The sequence below is a fragment of the Rahnella sp. AA genome (genome assembly GCF_002834385.1).
Taxonomy (GTDB): Bacteria; Pseudomonadota; Gammaproteobacteria; order Enterobacterales; family Enterobacteriaceae; genus Rahnella.
Genome location: NZ_PITQ01000007.1, coordinates 305,390 through 324,711, shown reverse-complemented (window position 1 = coordinate 324,711; position 19,322 = coordinate 305,390). Strand labels below are relative to the sequence as shown.

The 19,322-nt window shown below is 52.4% G+C and carries 25 protein-coding genes; 16 read left to right on the top strand and 9 right to left on the bottom strand.

The window, feature by feature from the left end:
* Positions 1-47 precede the first annotated feature (47 nt).
* The 14 genes from CWS43_RS18255 to CWS43_RS18190 all read left to right on the top strand — a co-directional run bounded on the left by CWS43_RS18255 (position 48) and on the right by CWS43_RS18190 (position 9,760).
* Positions 48-689 carry a phage baseplate assembly protein V gene (locus tag CWS43_RS18255; RefSeq protein WP_101078531.1) on the top strand — a complete coding sequence of 214 codons (642 nt, stop codon included), beginning with the start codon at positions 48-50 and terminating at the stop codon, positions 687-689.
* Positions 686-1,036, top strand: coding sequence for a GPW/gp25 family protein (locus tag CWS43_RS18250; RefSeq protein ID WP_101078494.1), 351 nt, complete (start codon positions 686-688; stop codon positions 1,034-1,036). Before CWS43_RS18255 ends, CWS43_RS18250 begins: the two co-directional genes overlap by 4 nt.
* Before the next feature lie 142 nt (positions 1,037-1,178).
* Positions 1,179-2,348 (top strand): phage tail sheath protein, encoded by a 1,170-nt coding sequence (locus tag CWS43_RS18245; protein WP_101078493.1) that lies wholly within the window; start codon positions 1,179-1,181, stop codon positions 2,346-2,348.
* A gap of 14 nt (positions 2,349-2,362) precedes the next feature.
* Positions 2,363-2,872: a phage major tail tube protein gene (locus CWS43_RS18240; protein ID WP_101078492.1), complete on the top strand. Its 510-nt coding sequence runs from the start codon at positions 2,363-2,365 to the stop codon at positions 2,870-2,872.
* Positions 2,873-2,931: 59 nt separating this feature from the next.
* Positions 2,932-3,219: a phage tail assembly protein gene (locus tag CWS43_RS18235; RefSeq protein WP_101078491.1), complete on the top strand. Its 288-nt coding sequence runs from the start codon at positions 2,932-2,934 to the stop codon at positions 3,217-3,219.
* 20 nt (positions 3,220-3,239) lie between these two features.
* Positions 3,240-3,374, top strand: a complete 135-nt coding sequence (locus tag CWS43_RS18230; RefSeq protein ID WP_101078490.1) for a GpE family phage tail protein — start codon at positions 3,240-3,242, stop codon at positions 3,372-3,374.
* Positions 3,367-5,013 carry a phage tail tape measure protein gene (locus CWS43_RS18225; protein WP_101078489.1) on the top strand — a complete coding sequence of 549 codons (1,647 nt, stop codon included), beginning with the start codon at positions 3,367-3,369 and terminating at the stop codon, positions 5,011-5,013. Before CWS43_RS18230 ends, CWS43_RS18225 begins: the two co-directional genes overlap by 8 nt.
* Positions 5,010-5,480, top strand: a complete 471-nt coding sequence (locus CWS43_RS18220) for a phage tail protein (protein ID WP_101078488.1) — start codon at positions 5,010-5,012, stop codon at positions 5,478-5,480. Before CWS43_RS18225 ends, CWS43_RS18220 begins: the two co-directional genes overlap by 4 nt.
* A 47-nt stretch (positions 5,481-5,527) precedes the next feature.
* On the top strand, positions 5,528-6,577 hold the full coding sequence (locus CWS43_RS18215; protein ID WP_232777047.1) for a contractile injection system protein, VgrG/Pvc8 family: 1,050 nt from the start codon (positions 5,528-5,530) through the stop codon (positions 6,575-6,577).
* A gap of 71 nt (positions 6,578-6,648) precedes the next feature.
* A complete protein-coding gene (locus tag CWS43_RS18210; RefSeq protein ID WP_101078486.1) occupies positions 6,649-6,852 on the top strand; it encodes an ogr/Delta-like zinc finger family protein in 204 nt (67 codons plus the stop codon).
* 2 nt (positions 6,853-6,854) lie between these two features.
* Positions 6,855-7,763 carry a baseplate assembly protein gene (locus tag CWS43_RS18205; RefSeq protein WP_101078485.1) on the top strand — a complete coding sequence of 303 codons (909 nt, stop codon included), beginning with the start codon at positions 6,855-6,857 and terminating at the stop codon, positions 7,761-7,763.
* The gene (locus CWS43_RS18200; protein ID WP_101078484.1) at positions 7,756-8,364 is read left to right on the top strand and encodes a phage tail protein I; all 609 of its coding nucleotides are present in this window, start codon (positions 7,756-7,758) and stop codon (positions 8,362-8,364) included. Before CWS43_RS18205 ends, CWS43_RS18200 begins: the two co-directional genes overlap by 8 nt.
* Positions 8,361-9,359: a phage tail protein gene (locus CWS43_RS27555; RefSeq protein WP_232777045.1), complete on the top strand. Its 999-nt coding sequence runs from the start codon at positions 8,361-8,363 to the stop codon at positions 9,357-9,359. Before CWS43_RS18200 ends, CWS43_RS27555 begins: the two co-directional genes overlap by 4 nt.
* Positions 9,360-9,367: 8 nt before the next feature.
* Entirely contained in the window at positions 9,368-9,760 is a 393-nt protein-coding gene (locus CWS43_RS18190; RefSeq protein ID WP_101078483.1) for a tail fiber assembly protein, read from the top strand.
* 281 nt (positions 9,761-10,041) lie between these two features.
* Here CWS43_RS18190 and rplS read toward each other — a convergent pair whose 3' ends face one another.
* The 5 genes from rplS to ffh all read right to left on the bottom strand — a co-directional run bounded on the left by rplS (position 10,042) and on the right by ffh (position 13,634).
* Positions 10,042-10,389 (bottom strand): 50S ribosomal protein L19, encoded by a 348-nt coding sequence (rplS, locus tag CWS43_RS18185; RefSeq protein ID WP_013574038.1) that lies wholly within the window; start codon positions 10,387-10,389, stop codon positions 10,042-10,044.
* 54 nt (positions 10,390-10,443) lie between these two features.
* Positions 10,444-11,211, bottom strand: coding sequence for a tRNA (guanosine(37)-N1)-methyltransferase TrmD (gene trmD / locus CWS43_RS18180; RefSeq protein ID WP_101078482.1), 768 nt, complete (start codon positions 11,209-11,211; stop codon positions 10,444-10,446).
* Between the two features lie 67 nt (positions 11,212-11,278).
* Entirely contained in the window at positions 11,279-11,827 is a 549-nt protein-coding gene (gene rimM, locus CWS43_RS18175; RefSeq protein ID WP_101078481.1) for a ribosome maturation factor RimM, read from the bottom strand.
* An 18-nt stretch (positions 11,828-11,845) separates the two neighbouring features.
* Positions 11,846-12,094, bottom strand: a complete 249-nt coding sequence (gene rpsP, locus CWS43_RS18170) for a 30S ribosomal protein S16 (RefSeq protein ID WP_056772785.1) — start codon at positions 12,092-12,094, stop codon at positions 11,846-11,848.
* A gap of 178 nt (positions 12,095-12,272) precedes the next feature.
* Entirely contained in the window at positions 12,273-13,634 is a 1,362-nt protein-coding gene (gene ffh, locus CWS43_RS18165) for a signal recognition particle protein (protein ID WP_101078480.1), read from the bottom strand.
* Positions 13,635-13,798: 164 nt separating this feature from the next.
* Between ffh and CWS43_RS18160 the strand changes: the two genes are divergently transcribed.
* Both CWS43_RS18160 and CWS43_RS18155 read left to right on the top strand, forming a co-directional pair.
* Complete coding sequence (locus CWS43_RS18160) at positions 13,799-14,590, top strand: inner membrane protein YpjD (RefSeq protein ID WP_101078479.1); 792 nt, start codon at positions 13,799-13,801, stop codon at positions 14,588-14,590.
* Between the two features lie 16 nt (positions 14,591-14,606).
* A complete protein-coding gene (locus tag CWS43_RS18155; RefSeq protein WP_101078478.1) occupies positions 14,607-15,896 on the top strand; it encodes an HlyC/CorC family transporter in 1,290 nt (429 codons plus the stop codon).
* A gap of 67 nt (positions 15,897-15,963) precedes the next feature.
* On the opposite strand, the gene luxS is transcribed toward CWS43_RS18155, so the two are convergent.
* The 4 genes from luxS to yqaB all read right to left on the bottom strand — a co-directional run bounded on the left by luxS (position 15,964) and on the right by yqaB (position 19,284).
* A complete protein-coding gene (gene luxS / locus CWS43_RS18150; RefSeq protein ID WP_101078477.1) occupies positions 15,964-16,479 on the bottom strand; it encodes an S-ribosylhomocysteine lyase in 516 nt (171 codons plus the stop codon).
* Positions 16,480-16,635: 156 nt separating this feature from the next.
* Entirely contained in the window at positions 16,636-18,207 is a 1,572-nt protein-coding gene (gene gshA / locus CWS43_RS18145; RefSeq protein ID WP_101078530.1) for a glutamate--cysteine ligase, read from the bottom strand.
* Positions 18,208-18,292: 85 nt separating this feature from the next.
* Positions 18,293-18,721: a YqaA family protein gene (locus CWS43_RS18140; protein ID WP_101078476.1), complete on the bottom strand. Its 429-nt coding sequence runs from the start codon at positions 18,719-18,721 to the stop codon at positions 18,293-18,295.
* Positions 18,718-19,284: a fructose-1-phosphate/6-phosphogluconate phosphatase gene (gene yqaB / locus CWS43_RS18135; RefSeq protein ID WP_101078475.1), complete on the bottom strand. Its 567-nt coding sequence runs from the start codon at positions 19,282-19,284 to the stop codon at positions 18,718-18,720. The genes CWS43_RS18140 and yqaB overlap by 4 nt, the downstream gene beginning before the upstream one ends.
* Positions 19,285-19,322: the final 38 nt, after the last annotated feature.

The window sequence follows — 19,322 nt, the reverse complement described above, 5'->3', positions numbered from 1 at the left end:
TGACGTTCACCGGTTGTCCTCCCCTATGAAAAGGCATGTTTTATTCCATGAATACAACTCTTCAACTCAACGAAGTTATGCGGCTGGTTGGCAATATTGTTCGCATTGGCAAGGTATCGGAGCTGGATCTTGCCAACGCACGTTGCCGCGTCGCCACCGGCAGCAACGTGACTGCCTGGCTACCGTGGATGACTCACCGGGCGGGTCGCACGCGCAGCTGGTGGGCCCCCTCAGTCGGAGAACAGGTTTTATTGCTTTCGCTGGGCGGCGAGCTGAATACGGCATTCGTGTTACCGGCGCTATTTTCCGATGCCTCCCCCGCACCTTCAGCTTCGGCGGACGCTATCCATCTGGCATTCCCGGACGGCGCAATTTTCGAGTACGAACCGGCGAACAGCACCCTGAAAGTCAGCGGTATCAAAACGGCGGTGATCGACGCGTCGGAACAGGTCGATGTCACCGCACCGGAAATCCGCTGCACCGCCAGCACGCGTATCACACTGGATACGCCGGAAGTCGTTTGCACCAGCAAACTGACCACCGGTTCGCTCGAGGTCAAACAGGGCGGCACGCTGACGGGCAATTTAACCCACAGCGGTGGCAGCCTGACATCAAACGGCATCGTTGTGCATACTCACCGCCACAGCGGTGTTCAAACTGGCAGCGGCCAGACAGGAGTCCCGCAATGAGTAATCCAAAATACCTGGGAATGAACAGAATCAGCGGCGTGGCGATCGAAGATCTCGACCATATCCGCCAGTCTGTCAGCGACATTTTGAACACGCCGGTCGGCTCCAGAGTTATGCGACGTAGCTACGGCTCGCTGCTTTCGGTATTGATTGACCAGCCTCAAAACGGGGCCTTACGCCTGCAAATGATGGCGATTTGCTACACCGCGCTGCTGCAATGGGAACCCCGGATTTCATTGTCGGCAATCACTTTCGAAACCGATTACACCGGAAAGATGGTGGTTGAACTGACAGGAAGCCGAAGCGATACGGCGACTGATTTTTCCCTGAATATTCCGGTGAGCTGATGCGATGGCAACGTTTCTATCATTTTGTTTCGCCAATATTTCCCTTCTGTTGTGCCATTCCCCTCACGCCCCTGATCAAATGCGCTTTGGGTTGTGAACCGGCATCCTTGCTTCACCACCCACAACAGAGAGAGTCAACCTGATGGCTGATTATCATCACGGCGTACGTGTCGTCGAAATCAACGATGGCACCCGCGTTATTTCTACCGTTTCAACAGCAATTATCGGCATGGTCTGCACCGCAGAAGACGCAGATACCGCTACCTTCCCACTTAATACGCCAGTTCTGATCACTGACGTTCTGGCCGCCAGCGGCAAAGCGGGCACAACCGGGACTTTGCAGGCAGCACTGCTGGCGATTGCCGATCAGTGTAAACCGGTCACCGTTGTGGTACGTGTCGCCGCCGGTGCGGATGAGGATGCAACAACCAGCAATATCATTGGGGGTTCGGATGCCAATGGCCGCTACACCGGCATGAAAGCCCTGCTTTCTGCACAAGCTGAACTGGGTGTGAAGCCACGTATCTTGGGTGTCCCGGGCCTGGATAATCAGGCGGTGGCCACTGCGCTGGCGGGCGTTTGTCAGCAGTTACGCGCTTTTGGCTATGTCGGCGTTTACGGTGCCAAAACCATTTCTGATGCGATCAAATACCGCGACAACTTCAGCCAGCGTGAGCTGATGCTGATCTGGCCGGACTTTGTGAACTGGAATACCACCACCAGTCAGTCTGATGTTGCGTATGCCACCGCCCGCGCTTTGGGCCTGCGTGCCAAAATTGACCAGGACACCGGCTGGCACAAAACCCTGTCTAACGTTGGCGTTAACGGTGTTACCGGCCTTTCTGCCAGCGTATTTTGGGATCTGCAGGCGACCGGCACCGATGCCGATTTGCTGAACGAAGCCTGTGTAACGACGCTGGTGCGCAAGGACGGTTTCCGTTTCTGGGGTAACCGCACTTGCAGCGACGACACATTGTTCCTGTTCGAAAACTACACCCGTACTGCCCAGGTATTGGCCGACACGATGGCGGAAGCCCATATGTGGGCCGTTGATAAACCGATGACCCCGACGCTGGTGCGCGACATGATCGATGGTATCAAAGCCAAAATGCGTGAAATGAAATCAGCCGGTTACATCATCGATGGCGATTGCTGGTACGACGAAACGGCGAATACGGCGGACACCCTGAAGGCTGGCAAGCTGTATATCGATTACGACTACACGCCGGTTCCGCCTCTGGAAGACCTGACCCTGCGCCAGCGTATCACCGACTCCTATTTGGTGAACTTTGCCGCGTCCGTAAACAGCTAAGGAGACAATGACTCATGGCACTTCCTAAAAAATTGAAATACCTGAACCTGTTTAATGACGGGAACAGCTACCTCGGGCTGGTCTCTTCACTGACGCTGCCAAAACTCACCCGCAAGCTGGAGAACTATCGCGGCGGCGGCATGAGCGGATCCGTCGCGGTAGATTTTGGCCTGGATGACGATGCTCTGACGCTGGAATGGTCCATCGGAGGCCTGGACGAGCTGGTTTTACAGCAATGGGGAAGCACATCGGATATTCCGCTGCGTTTTGCCGGTTCCCTGCAACGCGATGACACCGGTGATGTATCAGCAGTAGAAGTGATGATGCGTGGCCGCCACAAAGAATTTGATTTCGGCGAGTACAAACAGGGTGAAGATACCGAAACCAAAGTCACGACCCAATGCACCTACTTCAAACTGACTATCGACGGCAAAGAGCTCATTGAGATCGACACCGTGAACATGGTCGAAATCGTCAACGGCGTTGATCGCCTGTCAGAACACCGCACCGCACTCGGCCTGTAATTCCCTTCCCTGAGCCGGCAGAAACGTGCCGGCTTCATTTTCGATTAACAGGAAAACGCATGAACCCGATTGAAAACAAAGAAAACACCGTGATTCTGGATGTTCCGCTTAAACGTGGCGAAACAGAAATCACTGAAATTCAGGTGACCAAACCGACAGCGGGCAGCCTGCGCGGTATTGGCCTCGCCGCACTGGCGAACGCCGATGTCGATGCGCTGATTACCATTTTGCCGCGCATCACTTACCCCAATCTCACCAAAGAAGAGTGCTCACGCCTGGAACTGCCTGATCTGATCGCGCTGGCAGGCAAGGTGATTGGTTTTTTATCGCCGAAACCGGTGGTGTAGCTATTGCGCCACGCCTCACCGTGGATGACCTGATGGCCGATATCGCGGTGATATTTCACTGGCCGCCGTCCGAAATGGACGGCATGTCACTTACCGACCTGATGAACTGGCGATCTAAGGCATTGCAACGCAGCGGAGTAAAAACAGATGAGTAATCTCGAAGAGTTGCCCACGACGCTGGGAAAAATAAATGAAGAATTAGGGCCGCTACGCGAAGCGACAGATAATATCTGGCAGAAGTTTACGACCGTCCCCCAAAAAAATTTATTCAGCGTGATGACGCAAGATATCACTGAAGCCTCCTTCAGGATTCAGGAGTCAGTGTTTTCTCCGGATAAAACAGCAGAAAAGCAGGCTTACCACGACGTAAAAAAAACGCTCAGTACCACGTCTCAGACGGAAATCCGGCAACAGCGCCCGGTGCTGATTGAACAGAAAGGGCTGGAAATCGGGCAGCAATACAAAAATCGTGAACAAAAAATCAGCCAACTGAAAGATGCCAGTTCTTCTGCGTTGTCTTTTGCCCAGCCCAAATTAGATCTGGCCAAAAATTTCCTCAAGCCGGGCGCTGATCTGGAAGGCCGTCTTTCTGAAATACAGTCCGTTCTCGGCCTGAAAAATGACGATCCACGCGTTGCGGCGCTGCGCCAGCAAAGCCTGTCAATGGCGGCTTCGGGCCACTCACCGGCCGACGTTGTCGCAAAACAACAAGCGTTAGCGAAAAGCGGGATGAATGCCGATCAGGTGCTCGCCCAAACACCCGCTGAACTGGAGGGGGGAACGCCAGCGACCCTGATGGCCGTCACCGTTAAAGGTGACAATCTCAATGGTGATATTACGAAGCTTTTTGCCACCTGGGACACTATCCGTATCAACCTGTTCGACGGGCAAAGTTCCGCCCTGCGAACACTTACACAAGCAGCGACTGGCTGGCTCGCCACGCTCAATACCTGGGTCACGGATAATCCCCAATTAGTCAGTTCCCTGCTTGGGCTGGCATTGGGGATCACCGGCATTATCGGCGGGCTGGGATCGCTCGGCATGGTGATCGCCCCCGTTCTCAGCGGCCTCAATATGCTGATGGCGGGAGCAGGACTGCTGGGCACACTGTTCACCGGCACCGGTGGCATGATCGCAGCCGCATTCACGGCGATCGGGTTACCGCTTTTACCGGTTATCGCGCTGATTGCCGGAATTGGGATTGCCGTCGTGAAACTCTGGGAGCCGATCAGTGCTTTTATCGGGGGGATGATCGAAGGCTTCAGTTCCGTCCTGGGGCCAGTCAGTGAGGCATTTGCACCTTTCAGAATGGCTTTGGGGTGGATCACCGATTTGTTCACACCGATCAAATTCAGCCAGGATTCCCTGAGCGGCTACAGCAATATAGGTAAAGAAGTCGGTGCCGCTATCGGCGAAATTTTTGTCACACTGAACAAGGCTGTTACCCAGATCGGCGAAGTCTTTAACTGGGCGCGAAAAGGCGTTGATTCTGTCTTAAATATCTTCAGCAGTGACGACGGCCAATCGTCAGACAACCCGAATCCGCCTCCGTCTTTTGACAACAGTTTATCCCCAACGGGCGGTGCCCTGAGCCTTTACCAACCTGCAAAAAACAGCGTCGCCAATAATCTGACGGACAACCGGGCAACCACCGTCAACGTCAGTTTTACCGCCACGCCGGAAACCGATCACCAGCAAATTCAGGATTTTATTACCCGCACTTTGAATGACCGGGAATGGAACAGCACTAACAACCAATATAGCCAGTTTAGCAACGGAGGGGTTTACCCATGATGATGTCGCTGGGTTTATTCGTTTTCAAATTGAGCACACTGCCCTACCAGAATACAACTCATACGATGAATTACGGCCTGGGGACGAACGCACGGTTCGGGCAGCGGCCTGTCTCGCAGTTTATCGGGCTGGGCGAGGAAACAATATCAATCAAAGGACAATTGCTGCCTGAAGTCACAGGCGGAATAAGTTATCTGCAAACCTTGCAAGCGATGGCCGAGTCAGGCCGTGCGTGGCCGCTTATCGAGGGCAGCGGAACCATTTATGGCATGTTTATTATCAAAACCCTGTCAAACGACAGCGCTCAGTTTAATTCCAATGGTCAGGCGCGAAGTATCACGTTCACCCTCAGTCTGACCCGCGTCGATGAATCCCAGGCCGCGATGTTTGGCGACTTACTCACGCAGGCCGAAGGGCTGTACAACCAGGCCAGTTCTGCCATTCGTAACTTCGCCACCGGAGCCTGACCATGCTGACAAATTTGCAATTGCCTGCTGGCGCACGCCTCACACCGGTGTTTACGCTGGCGATAAAAAATAAGGTGCTGGAAGAAAATATCTCTGATCGCATCATGAGTTTATCGATGACGGATAACAGCGGTTTCGCCGCCGATATGCTGACGCTAAAGTTCGACGACAGTGATGGGCAGGTGCAGATGCCCGCCAGGGGCACCGTTTTGCATCTGCATTTGGGATGGTCAAAGCAGGCACTTTATGACTGCGGTTATTTCACCGTAGACACCGTTGTTTATTCTGGTTCACCAGACACCATTGAAGTTACTGCCCGCAGCGCTGATTTTCGCGGTTCCTTCGAAACCAAACGGAGCCAGTCTTATGATGATTACACCCTCGGTGCGATTATCCGAATCATCTCCGCACGAAATCAGTTAGCCCTGCCGGTTATCCCGGAACAGATTGATAGTATTAAGATTACACACATTGACCAAACGAATGAGTCCGATGGTTACTTCCTCACGCGGCTGGCGCAAAGCTATGGCGCGCAGGCCACGGTAAAAAACGGGGCAATCTTGTTTTTTAACGCCGGGACAGGGCGCACGGCATCAGGTCAGGCGATTCCCTGGAAAACTATCGTTCGCAGCGACGGCGACAAACACGTTTATAAACTGATCGATAAGAAAGCTTATGATGGTGTCACGGCCCAATGGCATGACGTCAAAACAGCGACCACCAACAATGTCGCGATCAAGCGAGAAACGGCTCAGGGCAAAGATGCCGCAACAACGAGCTATACGGCAGGTTCAGGAAGCAGCATCCTGCAGCTTGCAAAAATCTTCCCCGATGAAGAAACGGCAAAACGCGCGGCGGACTCTGTCTTCAACCAAATTCAAAGTGATGCATTTTCTTTCACTATCCGGCTGGCATTAGGACGTGCAGATCTCAGTACGCAAACCCCCGTCAACGTGCAGGGTTTTAAAGAGGCTATTGATAGCCAGCGTTGGACCATTGGCTCGGCAGTGCATGAAATCAATGAGAATGGTTTCACTACCACATTGACTTTGAATGTTTATATTGCAGACATCACATACCAATCTTCAATTTCGTAATATTAACTTGCTTTTGCAAGTTATGGGTTTCATAATCACCTTGTTGCTTACCAGTCATGCAGGAGGTTTTTATGATGCATTGCCCGCTTTGTGGAAAAGTCGCCCATACACGTTCAAGCCGTTATCTGAGTGAATCAACGAAAGAACGCTATCACCAGTGCCAGAATATCGAATGCAGCTGCACTTTTGCCACGCACGAATCCGTTGCCCGCATTATAACCGGCACCCGTAAAGACACGTCTGCCGCCCTTTCCTTAACCTTACCCGTGAGCTGATTATGGCGACTATCGATCTGAGCCAGTTACCCGCCCCCGATGTGGTGGAGGTCATTGATTTCGAAACCCTGCTGGCGGAGCGCAAAGCCACGCTGGTATCGCAGTACCCGCAGGACCAGCAGGCCGCGATTGCCCGCACGCTGACGCTCGAATCTGAACCGATTGTGAAACTGCTGGAGGAAAATGCCTACCGCGAAATGATCCTGCGTCAGCGTATCAATGAGGCCGCCGAAGCGGTGATGGTGGCCTATGCCACCGGCGCAGACCTGGATCAGCTCGGGGCAAACGGCAACGTCGATCGCCTGACCATTACCGCCGCCGATGACTCCACTATGCCCCCGACGGCAGCAGTGATGGAAGCTGACGTCGATTATCGCGGGCGCATTCCGCAGGCGTTTGAAGGGCTGAGCGTAGCGGGGCCGACGGGTGCTTATGAGTATCACGCCCGCAGCGCCGACGGGCGCGTGGCTGATGCCTCGGCTATCAGCCCGTCACCGGCCAATGTCACCCTCACCGTGTTGTCCCGCGAGAACAACGGCGAAGCCAGTGCGGAGCTGCTGGCGATTGTTGAAGCGGCGCTCAACGATGAAAACGTGCGCCCGGTGGCTGACCGCGTACTGGTGCAGTCGGCATCCGTGGTGGATTACACCGTTGATGCCACGCTTTACCTGTATCCGGGGCCGGAAGCCGAACCGATCCGCGCTGCATCTGAGGCGAAACTGCAAACCTACATCACCGCACAGTCACGCCTGGGGCGCGACATCCGCAAATCTGCCCTTTATGCCGCCCTGCATGTTGAGGGCGTGCAGCGGGTAGAGCTGGCCGCACCTGCGGTGGATGTTGTCCTTGATAAAACCCAGGCAGCTTACTGCACGGGTTATCAGATAACCCTGGGGGGCACCGATGAGTAGCCGTCTGCTGCCGGTCGGATCCTCAGCGCTGGAAGTGGCCGCCGCGCAGGCGTGCGCCGCGATTGACGCGCTGCCGGTGCCGCTGCGTCAGCTCTGGAACCCGGATAACTGCCCGCTGCCGCTGCTGCCTTATCTGGCATGGGCATGGTCGGTTGACCGGTGGGATGAAAGCTGGCCGGAGTTAACCAAACGAAACGTGGTACGGGCGGCATATTTTGTCCACCGCCATAAGGGCACGATTGGCGCGCTGCGACGCGTGGTGGAGCCCCTCGGCTATCTCATCCGCGTGAGCGAATGGTGGAAAACCAACGACACCCCTGGCACGTTTCGCCTGGACGTCGGCGTGCTGGAAACCGGCATCACCGATGAAATGTATCAGGAGCTGGAACGCCTGATTGACGATGCCAAACCGTGCAGCCGCCATCTCATTGGCCTGTCCATCAACCTGGATGTCAGCGGTACCTTACCTGTGGCCGCCGCAAGCTACAGCGGCGACCAACTGACCGTCTACCCGTACACCCCTGAAAATATCACCGTCTCCGGCAGCGGTTACGCCGGTGCGGCGGTTCACCTAATCGACACAGTGAGGATTAACCCGTGACAACCAAATACTTTGCCCTGCTGACCAGTCAGGGGGCGGCAAAGCTGGCAAACGCCGCCGCACTCGGTACGAAAGTACAAATCACCCAGATGGGCGTCGGCGACGGCGGCGGAACACTGCCCACACCCACCGGCACGCAGACCACGCTGGTCGGTGAAAAACGCCGCGCCCTGCTCAATGCCCTGAGCGTGGACGCAGCCAACAGCAGCCAGATTATTGCGGAACAAATCATTCCCGAAAACGAGGGCGGATTCTGGATCCGTGAAATTGGGTTGTACGACAGTGACAACACGTTGATCGCCGTGGCTAACTGCCCAGAAACCTATAAACCGCTGTTAGCCGAAGGCAGTGGCCGCACGCAGACCGTGCGCATGATTTTAATCATCAACAGCACCGACGCGGTGACGCTGAAAATCGATCCGGCGGTGGTGCTGGCAACCCGTCAGTATGTTGACGATAAGGTGATTGAGGTAAAGGCATACACTGATGAATCCATGGCAAAACATCTGGCGGAGATTAATCCTCACGATCAATATGCGCTTGCTGAAGCCGTAGCAACGGCCCTCGCCGGTAAACTGGCAAAAGACCAGAACGGGGCTGACATTAACGATAAGGTCAAATTTAATGCCAGTCTGGGGCTGAGTGATATTGTTCTGGCGGGAGTGGGGGGGGGTGGCTTGACTGCCATTGGTCATATCAAGCTGCCGGTGATTGTGGGCGGCGTGAAACGCACGGTGGTTATTCAGTGGGGAGATATCAGCAATATATCTAGCAGCACAACACCCGCGACTTATGAAGTTGAAGCCGTATTACCCGTAACTCTCAGCATGGTTTTTCGTAATTTAGTTACATTTTACGATGATTCAGCTAAACCTGGCGTAGTCCCGTCCGTTGAGTTGAGAACAGGTTCTGCAACTTCATCGCGTATCGCGTGCCGGGCAATTAATGCCATCGTCTCTACGCGTATTAACTATCTCTCCGTCGGATTATTGTGAGGCTTATTATGTTTTATGCAGCGTCTACCAACTCTTATTACCTGCCGGAATCCCCCTGGCTGCCGGAGGATTGCGTGAGCATCACGGAGGAAACGTATCAGGCGTTGCTTGAGGGTGGCCGTTCCGGGCAGGTGCTGACGCCCGATGAAAAAGGCTATCCCGTGCTGGTTGCCCGCACCTGGTCGCAGGAAGAACTACAGGAGATTGCCGAATCCCAGCGCGTGGCACTTCTGGCTATGGCCGATGATGCCACTAAAACGCTGAGAACGGATCTGATGCTCGGGATAATCACCGACGACGATAAGGCAACGCTCATCACCTGGCAAACCTATATCAAAACGCTGAAAGCCGTGAATACCGCCAGTGAGTCGGAGATTATCTGGCCTGAAATCCCCGCCTGACTACTGCCCCGTAAGGGGCTTTTTTGTATCAGGCACCGTCATATCTGGCAGGTTTACTTCCACGCAGTGCTAAGCCTGACTGTTCCAACATGTGATAACTGATTGGCTAATCATCGCTACGTGCACACCATTGAAATTAATAATGCTTCCCGGATTACCTCTAACCAGGCAGTCAGCGCTCTGCCGCGTAGTCAATTTGTCGTCATTAATACAAAAAAGGGGTTAGCCTATGGCTAACCCCTTGTTCTATATTAACTATTAGATGTCGCGTTAGCGATACCTTAGTTAAGACGCTCTTTGATACGAGCAGACTTACCAGTACGCTCACGCAGGTAGTACAGTTTAGCTTTACGAACGGCACCACGACGTTTAACAGTAATGCTGTCGATTACTGGGGAGTGAGTCTGGAATACACGCTCAACACCTTCGCCGTTAGAAATTTTGCGAACAGTGAATGCAGAGTGCAGACCGCGGTTACGAATAGCGATAACCACGCCCTCGAATGCCTGCAGACGCTTTTTAGAACCTTCAACGACCCATACCTTAATTTCCAGGGAATCACCTGGACGGAATGCAGGTACGTCTTGCTTCATCTGCTCTTGTTCGATTTGTTTAATGATATTGCTCATAATATGTCTCTTACCCTAGGTAAACTGATATATCGGGAGGGCTCAGCGTAACGCTTAAGCGTTCCCTTCATAGTCTTGTTGACTGAGTCGATGTTCCTTTTGGAACTCTCTCAGCAACACCTCTTGCTCGTCAGTCAGAGCTAGGTTTTCCAGAAGTTCAGGTCTTCTAAGCCAGGTTCGACCCAGCGACTGTTTCAGGCGCCAGCGACGTATATCAGCGTGGTTTCCCGACAGCAAAACTGGCGGAACCTCCATGCCTTCCAACACTTCAGGGCGGGTATAGTGGGGGCAATCGAGCAATCCGTCAGCGAAAGAATCTTCTTCTGCTGAAGCCTGACGACCCAGAACGCCCGGTATAAAGCGGGAAACTGAATCAATCAGAGTCATTGCCGGTAACTCTCCACCGCTGAGAACATAATCGCCAATTGACCATTCTTCATCAATTTCGGTTTTGATTACGCGCTCATCAATCCCTTCGTAACGGCCACAAACCAGAATAATTTTCTGATGAGCCGCCAGTTCACACACACCGGTTTGATCCAGTTTGCGTCCCTGAGGTGAAAGATAAATCACTTTCACACCTTCGCCTGCCGCTGCTTTTGCCGCATGAATGGCTTCCCGTAAAGGTTGCACCATCATCAGCATTCCGGGACCACCGCCGTAAGGGCGCTCATCCACGGTACGATGTCGATCGTATGCGAAGTCACGAGGACTCCAGCAATTTACGCTCAACAGGCCATTCTTAACTGCCCGGCCAGTTACCCCGTAATCGGTGATTGCGCGGAACATCTCAGGAAACAGGCTAATTATACCAATCCACATAGCCTACCCCTTCCGAATGCTTTATCGCCCAACCCATCGTTGTTTACATCAGTAAACGTTACGGAGGTCAAAAACCAGGATCCCAATCTACTTCAACAGTGCGAGTAGTGAGATCGACTTTCTTGATAACCTGCCCATCGAGGAACGGAATCAACCGCTCCTTGAGTCCGAAGGCATCTTTCAGGTTGGCTTTGACTACCATCACATCGTTAGAACCGGTTTCCATCATATCGATGATTTTGCCCAGTTCGTAACCGGAAGTTGTCACTACCTGGCAACCAAAAAGGTCTTTCCAGTAGTAGTCACCGTCTTCCAATGGCGGTAGCTGCTTTGAATCGACGACAATTTCGCAATTGGTCAGAAGATTCGCCGCATCCCGGTCATCAACGCCTTTGACTTTGATAATCAGGTCCTGAGTGTGGCGTTTCCAGCCTTCCAGCTCGATAACTTGCCACTTACCGGCACGCTGGATAAACCAGGGCTGGTAGTCGAAGATGCTTTCAGCGTCTTCGGTGGATGAAAACACTCTGAGCCAACCACGAATGCCGTATGTTGAACCCATTTTGCCAAGAACTAACGGCTCAGCGGGTACCACTGGATTGGATTGCTTGCTCATTGCCACCACCGCGACAGATTAAGCTGCTTTCTTAGCGTCTTTGATCAGCGCAGAAACGCGATCAGAAACGGTTGCACCCAGATCTACCCAATGGGCAACACGATCCAGATCCAGACGCAGAGCTTCAGCCTGGCCAGAAGCCAATGGGTTGAAGAAACCTACGCGTTCGATGAAACGACCGTCACGAGCGTTGCGGCTGTCGGTCACTACTACTTGATAAAACGGACGCTTTTTTGCGCCGCCACGTGCTAAACGAATTGTTACCATAACATCCTCTTTAGTTAATAAAACAACCAGACCCCATCGGGGAACGGGGTCTGGTTGCAATATAAAAAGCCCGAAAATTTTACTCATTTTGGCGCAAAAAGCAATCTAAAGCGTAGATAGCTTAGCCGGCAATTTGCATGAGCCGCCTATGTGGCTGATATATAGACAGTGATGTAGATTAACGGCCTGGGAAACCAGGTGGCATCATACCTTTCATGCCACGCATCATTTTCGCCATGCCGCCATTCTTCATTTTCTTCATCATGCGCTGCATGTCGTCGAACTGCTTGAGTAAGCGGTTAACGTCCTGCACCTGCATGCCGGAACCCAGCGCGATACGGCGCTTGCGGGAACCTTTAATAATTTCTGGCTTAGCGCGCTCTTTCTTCGTCATCGAGTTGATGATCGCTTCCATCCGCACCAGAACCTTGTCGTCCATCTGAGATTTGACGTTATCAGGCAATTGGCCCACGCCCGGCAATTTGCTCATCATGCTCGCCATGCCGCCCATATTACGCATTTGCTTGAGCTGCTCGAGGAAGTCGGTCAGATCAAAGCCGTCGCCTTTTTTAAGCTTATTGGCCAGCTTCTCCGCCTGTGCGCGGTCGACTTTGCTCTCAATATCTTCGATAAGAGAAAGCACGTCGCCCATGCCCAGAATACGGGACGCGATACGATCAGGGTGGAACGGCTCAAGAGCATCGGTTTTCTCACCCATACCCAGGAATTTAATCGGTTTTCCAGTGATGTGACGAATCGACAGCGCGGCACCGCCACGGGCGTCACCGTCGACTTTCGTCAGGATCACACCGGTCAGCGGCAGCGCTTCATTAAACGCCTTGGCCGTATTCGCCGCATCCTGGCCAGTCATGGCATCGACCACAAACAATGTTTCTACCGGATTAATCGCGGCATGAACCTGTTTGATTTCGTCCATCATCGCTTCGTCGACGTGCAAACGACCGGCGGTATCGACAATCAGAACGTCGTAGAATTTCAGTTTTGCCTGTTGCAGGGCGCGGGTGACGATATCCACCGGCTTTTCCTGCGCGTCAGATGCGAAGAAATCCACTTCAACTTGCTGCGCCAGGGTTTCCAGCTGTTTGATCGCTGCAGGGCGATAAACGTCGGCGGAGACCACCAGCACTTTTTTCTTTTTCTTCTCTTTCAGGAATTTCGCCAGTTTACCGACGCTGGTAGTTTTACCGGCACCTTGTAAACCCGCCATCAGAACGACAGCCGGTGGCTGCGCCGCTAAGTTAAGCTCGGTGTTAGCCTCGCCCATCGCGGTTTCCAGTTCTTTCTGGACAATTTTGACGAACTCCTGACCCGGCGTCAGGCTCTTATTGACCTCATGGCCAACAGCGCTCTCTTTCACCCGGTTGATGAAGTCGCGAACGACCGGCAGCGCAACGTCCGCTTCCAGTAACGCCATGCGTACTTCACGTAATGTCTCTTTGATATTTTCTTCGGTCAGCCGCCCGCGGCCGCTGATATTGCGCAGTGTGCGCGACAATCGATCGCTTAAATTCTCAAACATCGTCTCTTGCTCAACGTAATGACAGGCCGCTTTTGCGACGTAATTGCGGGATTATAACACGAAGCGCGGACGATCTCTGCTTTGGCATCTCAGATAGGTTGGAGCGTGACGCGGGTAACGTTATACTGCGGTTCTCATTCACTTTTCGATGTTACCGAAACGCTATGTCAGTTTTTGCTCTCGTCGCCATGTTGGCCTATCTGCTCAGCCTCGCACTGATCATTCCGAGCATTATCCGGAAGAACAGCGCATACCGGCGGTTAGCGCTGATTTCCGTTGTCGTGGCACTGATTTGTCACGCCGTCGCATTGCAGGAACGTATCTTCGACGTCAGCACCGGGCAAAACCTGAGCCTGGTGAACATCGGTTCGGTCGTGAGTTTAATTATCGGCACCGTGATGACCATTGTTGCGTCACGCAACCGTGGCTGGTTTATTTTGCCGATTGTTTACAGCTTTTCGCTGATCAACCTGGCGTTTGTCACTTTCCTTCCGGGCGAATTCATTACACATCTGGAAGAAAGCAAAGGCTTGCTGGTTCACATCGGCCTGGCATTGTTCTCTTACGCCACGCTGATGATTGCCGCATTGTACGCGCTTCAGCTGGCCTGGCTCGATTATCAGCTGAAGAACAAACGGCTGACGTTCACGGCGGATATGCCTCCGCTGATGACCATCGAGCGTAAATTGTTTCACATCACCCAGATTGGCGTCATTTTACTGACGCTGACGCTGTGCACCGGATTACTGTATCTGAACAACCTGTTCAGCCCGGAGAATATCGACAAGGCCGTCTTATCGATACTGGCATGGTTCGTTTATATCGTCCTGCTGTGGGGTCATTATCACGAAGGCTGGCGTGGCCGCCGCGTGGTATGGTTCAGCATGGCAGGCGCCATCTTACTGACACTTGCCTATTTCGGCAGCCGCCTGATCCAGCAAATCATGGTTCACTAATCAAAAGGAATACCCGTTGGAGCACGTCTCGACAACAACCCTGATCATCACATTGATCATCATGGTGGTGGTTTCGGCTTATTTTTCAGCCTCCGAAACCGGTATGATGACACTCAACCGTTACCGGTTACGTCACCTGGCCAAACAGGGTAACCGTGCGGCGCGTCGCGTCGAAAAGCTGTTAAAACGCCCGGACCAACTGATCAGCCTCGTGCTCATCGGCAACAACCTGGTCAACATTCTTGCTTCCGCTCTGGCAACCATTGTGGGTATCCGCCTGTACGGCGATGCTGGCGTGGCAATTGCCACTGGCGTGCTGACTTTCGTGGTTCTGCTGTTTGCTGAAGTTCTGCCGAAAACTTTCGCGGCACTCAATCCTGAGCGCATTGCTTTCCCGAGCAGCATTTTGTTGCGCCCGCTGCAAAAAATCATGATGCCGTTAGTGTGGATCCTGAACAGCCTGTCGCGTTTACTGATGCGCATGTTTGGTGTCAAAACCACGACCAGCCTGAGTGATGCAGTCAGCAAGGAAGAATTACGTACCATCGTGAACGAATCACGTTCAAATATCTCCCGGCGAAATCAGGACATGCTGCTTTCCGTACTCGATCTGGAGAAAGTGTCCGTTGATGACATTATGGTACCGCGCAATGAGATCGTCGGTATCGACATTAACGACGACTGGAAGTCGATCATCCGTCAGCTCACGCACTCGCCGCATGGCCGTATTGTGCTGTACAGGGACTCTCTCGACGATGCGATTGGCATGTTACGTTTACGCGAAGCATACCGCCTGATGACCGAGAAGAAAGAATTCACCAAAGAAAACCTGCTGCGCGCCGCTGATGAGATTTACTACATTCCTGAAGGTACGCCGCTGAACATCCAGTTAGTGAAATTCCAGCGCAATAAAAAGAAAGTGGGCATTGTGGTCGATGAATACGGTGACATTCAGGGACTGGTCACCGTCGAAGATATTCTTGAAGAGATCGTCGGTGATTTCACAACGTCCATGTCTCCTACGCTGGCGGAAGAAGTGACGCCACAAAGCGACGGTTCAGTACTAATCGAAGGCAGTGCGAACGTTCGTGAACTGAATAAAGCTTTTAACTGGCACCTGCCCGCAGAGGGGCCACGCACAATGAACGGTATGCTGCTGGAAGTACTGGAAGATATTCCGACGATTGGCACAAGCTTACGCATCGAAGATTACGAAGTTGAGATTCTGGATGTGCAGGACAATATGATCAAACAGGTGCAGATCCGCCCGTTACAGCCCTTGCAAACCAGCGTAAATCAACGCTAATTCTCTGAATAACAGGCATAAAAAAGACGCGATGAACGCGTCTTTTTTTACCTGCAACACGCTAAAACTAGATGTGCAGTTCGGACAGTTTTTCTTTTGGCAGAGCCAGATCGTCGTTACGGTTCACAACAACGTCGTGATCGAGAATGTGTTGCGCAATTTCCTGAGCTTCTTTCAGGGAATGCATCTCGTAAGTACCGCACTGATATTCATTCAGCTCAGGGATTTGACGCTGTTCTTTCACTTTCAGAACATCTGCCATTGCCGCTTTCCAGGCATCGGCAACCCGTTGCTCTTCCGGCACACCAATCAGGCTCATGTAGAAACCGGTACGACAACCCATCGGAGAAATATCGATGATCTCAACACCGCTGCCGTTCAGGTGGTTACGCATGAAACCTGCGAACAGGTGCTCCAGCGTGTGAATCCCCCGTTCAGGCATCACTTCAATATTCGGGCGGCAGAAGCGCAGATCGAACACAGTGATGGTATCCCCGTGCGGGGTTTTCATGGTTTTTGCGACGCGAACAGCAGGTGCTGCCATACGGGTATGGTCTACGGTAAAGCTATCCAACAGTGGCATATCGTCACCTCTCCTAAATAAATTAATTTTTTTACGAACTCAGGAAACCTTTTCCCAGCGTGCGGGTCTTAATTAGTGAAAGACGCGCATTTGTTATCATCATCCCTGTAAACAGAGATGTTTATTTGGCCACATTGATTGTGGCCTTTTTCTTTTCTACTCAACGCTACTGCCTGCATTCGCAGCCAGATACTCTTCAAAGCTTAGCGTATCGCCCGCTTCCAGGGAACGCTGACGCTGCCATGAACCATCCTGCTCAGCCATTAATGCGCTGGCATCCAGGACTTCCAGCGGTTCACTCACCAGCATCTGACGATATTTTTCCGCCAGTTCTAACCCGAGATTGCCGACGCCCTGCTGTTTCAGATCTTTAAGGATCCGCGCAGAATACGTCAGTTCAGGATCATCAAACGCAGCAACCAGTTCTTTGCACACGTCCTGATAAAGGTGATCGCCGTTCTGCTCGTCCATAACCTGTGCCACCCGGCTCAAATCAGCAAACAACGCATTCCCGACGCTGACCAGCGGCTTGCGCTCATCGTGGCAACCAATACCAATCGTCTGACCCGGTTTACGACCTTCGAGGATGACGCGGTTCCAGTTTTTGCGCGTACAAAGCAGCTCATCACTGTTCATTTCCGGTGCGTCCGCTAAGGCACACCATACCAAAAACAGATCGAGGAAACGCGCCTGGGTCGCATCAATGCCCACAGGGGAGAACGGATTGACGTCCAGCGAACGGACTTCAATGTATTCGATCCCGCTGCGCATCAGCGCGTCCGAAGGGGTTTCACCTGATTTAGTGACCCGCTTTGGACGGATTGGCGCATAAAGTTCGTTCTCAATCTGTAACACATTGGTGTTCAGTTGCAGGTATTTACCGTCTTTCTTCACACCCATTTCCGCATATTCCGCAGAAGGGGTACGAATCGCTTTCTTCACGCCCTGAACGTACGTTTCCAGATCGTTAAACGTGATCCCCAGATTGCTCTGTGATTTGTTGGTATAGCCCAAATCACTCAGACGCAACGAGGTGGCGTACGGCAGATAGCACAACCCGGAGTCGGTATATTCAAACGGCAGATCTGTTTCACGCCCTTTCAGGAAAGATTTACAGATCGCAGGCGACGCACCAAACAGGTACGGGATCACCCAGCCAAAGCGGTAATAGTTACGGATAAGCTTGAAGTAGCCCGCAGAAATCGCTTCTTTACCGCTTTCTATATCCGTAACGCCCAAACGTTCCTGCCAGAAAGTCAGCGGTAACGAGAAATTATAATGGATGCCGGAAATCACCTGCATCAGCGCGCCATAACGATTCTTCAGCCCCTCACGATATAAGGTTTTGAACCGCCCGACGTTCGACGAACCATATTGTGCCAGTTCGATATCCTGCCCGGACTCGATAAAGCACGGCATGCTGAATGGCCACATGCGTTCATCACCCAGTTCACGGGCGACGTGACGGTGAATGTCACGCAGAAACGCCATCAGATGCTCAATATTGTCATCGACGGGAGTAATAAATTCTAATAAGGCTTCAGCAAAATCGGTCGTGATCCAGCGATGCGTCAGAGCCGCACCTAAAGACTCCGGGTGCCCGGTTGTCGCTAATGAACCATCGGGATTGACCCGAAGTGTTTCACGCTCGATACCGCGACGAATACCTTTTAATGCCTGAGGATGGGCTTCCAGCCAGGAAAGCGCCTGAGATACATCCGGGATCAAATTGACCTCCCGCTCGGTGAAACCATTAATTTGCAAGCATACTGAATCTGCATAGATGTGACCATAATTGATAACTGATGCCAATCTAACCGAACCATGAAAGCCCCTGTAACGTCACAACAGTCAAAACGATGTAACGCACGGCTTTTCCAATAAACATGAAAAAGACCACCTGGCCCCACGGCATTCGCAGCCAACCTGCTAAAACGCACAACACATCGCCTATCACCGGCAACCAGCTCAGCAATAATGCTGCTGATCCAAATCGTTTCAACCAACCCTGCGCAACGTTTAACCCACGCTGAGGCTTAAGCTGAGGAAGAAAGCGTCCGATGATCACGTTGGTTATGCCACCTAAGGTATTGCCAACAGTTGCAGACAAAACCAATGCCGCCGGCATTGCACTGCCAGCTGACAATAAAGCGACTATTAAGACTTCTGAATTTCCGGGTAATAATGTGGCGCTTAGAAAACTGCTGCCAAATAATGAAACCAGTGCGACAGCACTACTCACAGCGTACGCACGTCCACAAACGCCATGTTAGCGCGCCGGGCCGCCTCGATACCAAAATCGGCGTCTTCAAATACAACGCATTTTTCGGGAGGCACGCCGATTAACTCAGCGCAGCGTAAAAAAGTGTCTGGGGCCGGCTTATGGTTTTGCACATCATTCGCACCCACGATCGCATCAAAACAATCGCGCAGCCCTAAATGACGCAACAACGCATCCGCCATCCAGTGCTCACTGCCCGTCCCCACCGCCATTGGCCGGCGGCCATGATAAGCCTTCACGACATCAATTAATGGCAAAGGGCGCACGGTATCAAGCAACATTTCCTGCACGGCAGCGGTTTTCTCTGCGGCAAGAAGATGGGGATCCATTTCGACGTTATTGCTGTCGATAACAAATTTGGCAATTCGCCAGGTTGGAGAACCATTCAGAGCGACCATGGATTCGACATCATAATGCATACTGTATTTGGTCAACACCTGATGCCATGCCTTACGGTGCGTAGGTTCAGTATCTAATATGGTGCCATCCATATCAAATATTAGTCCTTCGTATCGATCGTACATCGAATGCTCCATGACCACGAAAAAACAGGAAAACTACT

What these genes read in the sequence shown, in the direction of transcription:
- rpsP (WP_056772785.1), bottom strand. Translation starts at nt 12,094, where the DNA reads ATGGTAACAATTCGTTTAGCACGTGGCGGCGCAAAAAAGCGTCCGTTT.
- rplS (WP_013574038.1), bottom strand. Translation starts at nt 10,389, where the DNA reads ATGAGCAATATCATTAAACAAATCGAACAAGAGCAGATGAAGCAAGAC.
- CWS43_RS18205 (WP_101078485.1), top strand. Translation starts at nt 6,855, where the DNA reads ATGGCGACTATCGATCTGAGCCAGTTACCCGCCCCCGATGTGGTGGAG.
- CWS43_RS18255 (WP_101078531.1), top strand. Translation starts at nt 48, where the DNA reads ATGAATACAACTCTTCAACTCAACGAAGTTATGCGGCTGGTTGGCAAT.
- CWS43_RS18190 (WP_101078483.1), top strand. Translation starts at nt 9,368, where the DNA reads ATGTTTTATGCAGCGTCTACCAACTCTTATTACCTGCCGGAATCCCCC.
- luxS (WP_101078477.1), bottom strand. Translation starts at nt 16,479, where the DNA reads ATGCCACTGTTGGATAGCTTTACCGTAGACCATACCCGTATGGCAGCA.
- rimM (WP_101078481.1), bottom strand. Translation starts at nt 11,827, where the DNA reads ATGAGCAAGCAATCCAATCCAGTGGTACCCGCTGAGCCGTTAGTTCTT.
- CWS43_RS18210 (WP_101078486.1), top strand. Translation starts at nt 6,649, where the DNA reads ATGATGCATTGCCCGCTTTGTGGAAAAGTCGCCCATACACGTTCAAGC.
- CWS43_RS18240 (WP_101078492.1), top strand. Translation starts at nt 2,363, where the DNA reads ATGGCACTTCCTAAAAAATTGAAATACCTGAACCTGTTTAATGACGGG.
- yqaB (WP_101078475.1), bottom strand. Translation starts at nt 19,284, where the DNA reads ATGTACGATCGATACGAAGGACTAATATTTGATATGGATGGCACCATA.
- CWS43_RS18225 (WP_101078489.1), top strand. Translation starts at nt 3,367, where the DNA reads ATGAGTAATCTCGAAGAGTTGCCCACGACGCTGGGAAAAATAAATGAA.
- CWS43_RS18200 (WP_101078484.1), top strand. Translation starts at nt 7,756, where the DNA reads ATGAGTAGCCGTCTGCTGCCGGTCGGATCCTCAGCGCTGGAAGTGGCC.
- trmD (WP_101078482.1), bottom strand. Translation starts at nt 11,211, where the DNA reads ATGTGGATTGGTATAATTAGCCTGTTTCCTGAGATGTTCCGCGCAATC.
- CWS43_RS18235 (WP_101078491.1), top strand. Translation starts at nt 2,932, where the DNA reads ATGAACCCGATTGAAAACAAAGAAAACACCGTGATTCTGGATGTTCCG.
- ffh (WP_101078480.1), bottom strand. Translation starts at nt 13,634, where the DNA reads ATGTTTGAGAATTTAAGCGATCGATTGTCGCGCACACTGCGCAATATC.
- CWS43_RS18245 (WP_101078493.1), top strand. Translation starts at nt 1,179, where the DNA reads ATGGCTGATTATCATCACGGCGTACGTGTCGTCGAAATCAACGATGGC.
- CWS43_RS18220 (WP_101078488.1), top strand. Translation starts at nt 5,010, where the DNA reads ATGATGATGTCGCTGGGTTTATTCGTTTTCAAATTGAGCACACTGCCC.
- CWS43_RS18250 (WP_101078494.1), top strand. Translation starts at nt 686, where the DNA reads ATGAGTAATCCAAAATACCTGGGAATGAACAGAATCAGCGGCGTGGCG.
- CWS43_RS18160 (WP_101078479.1), top strand. Translation starts at nt 13,799, where the DNA reads ATGTCAGTTTTTGCTCTCGTCGCCATGTTGGCCTATCTGCTCAGCCTC.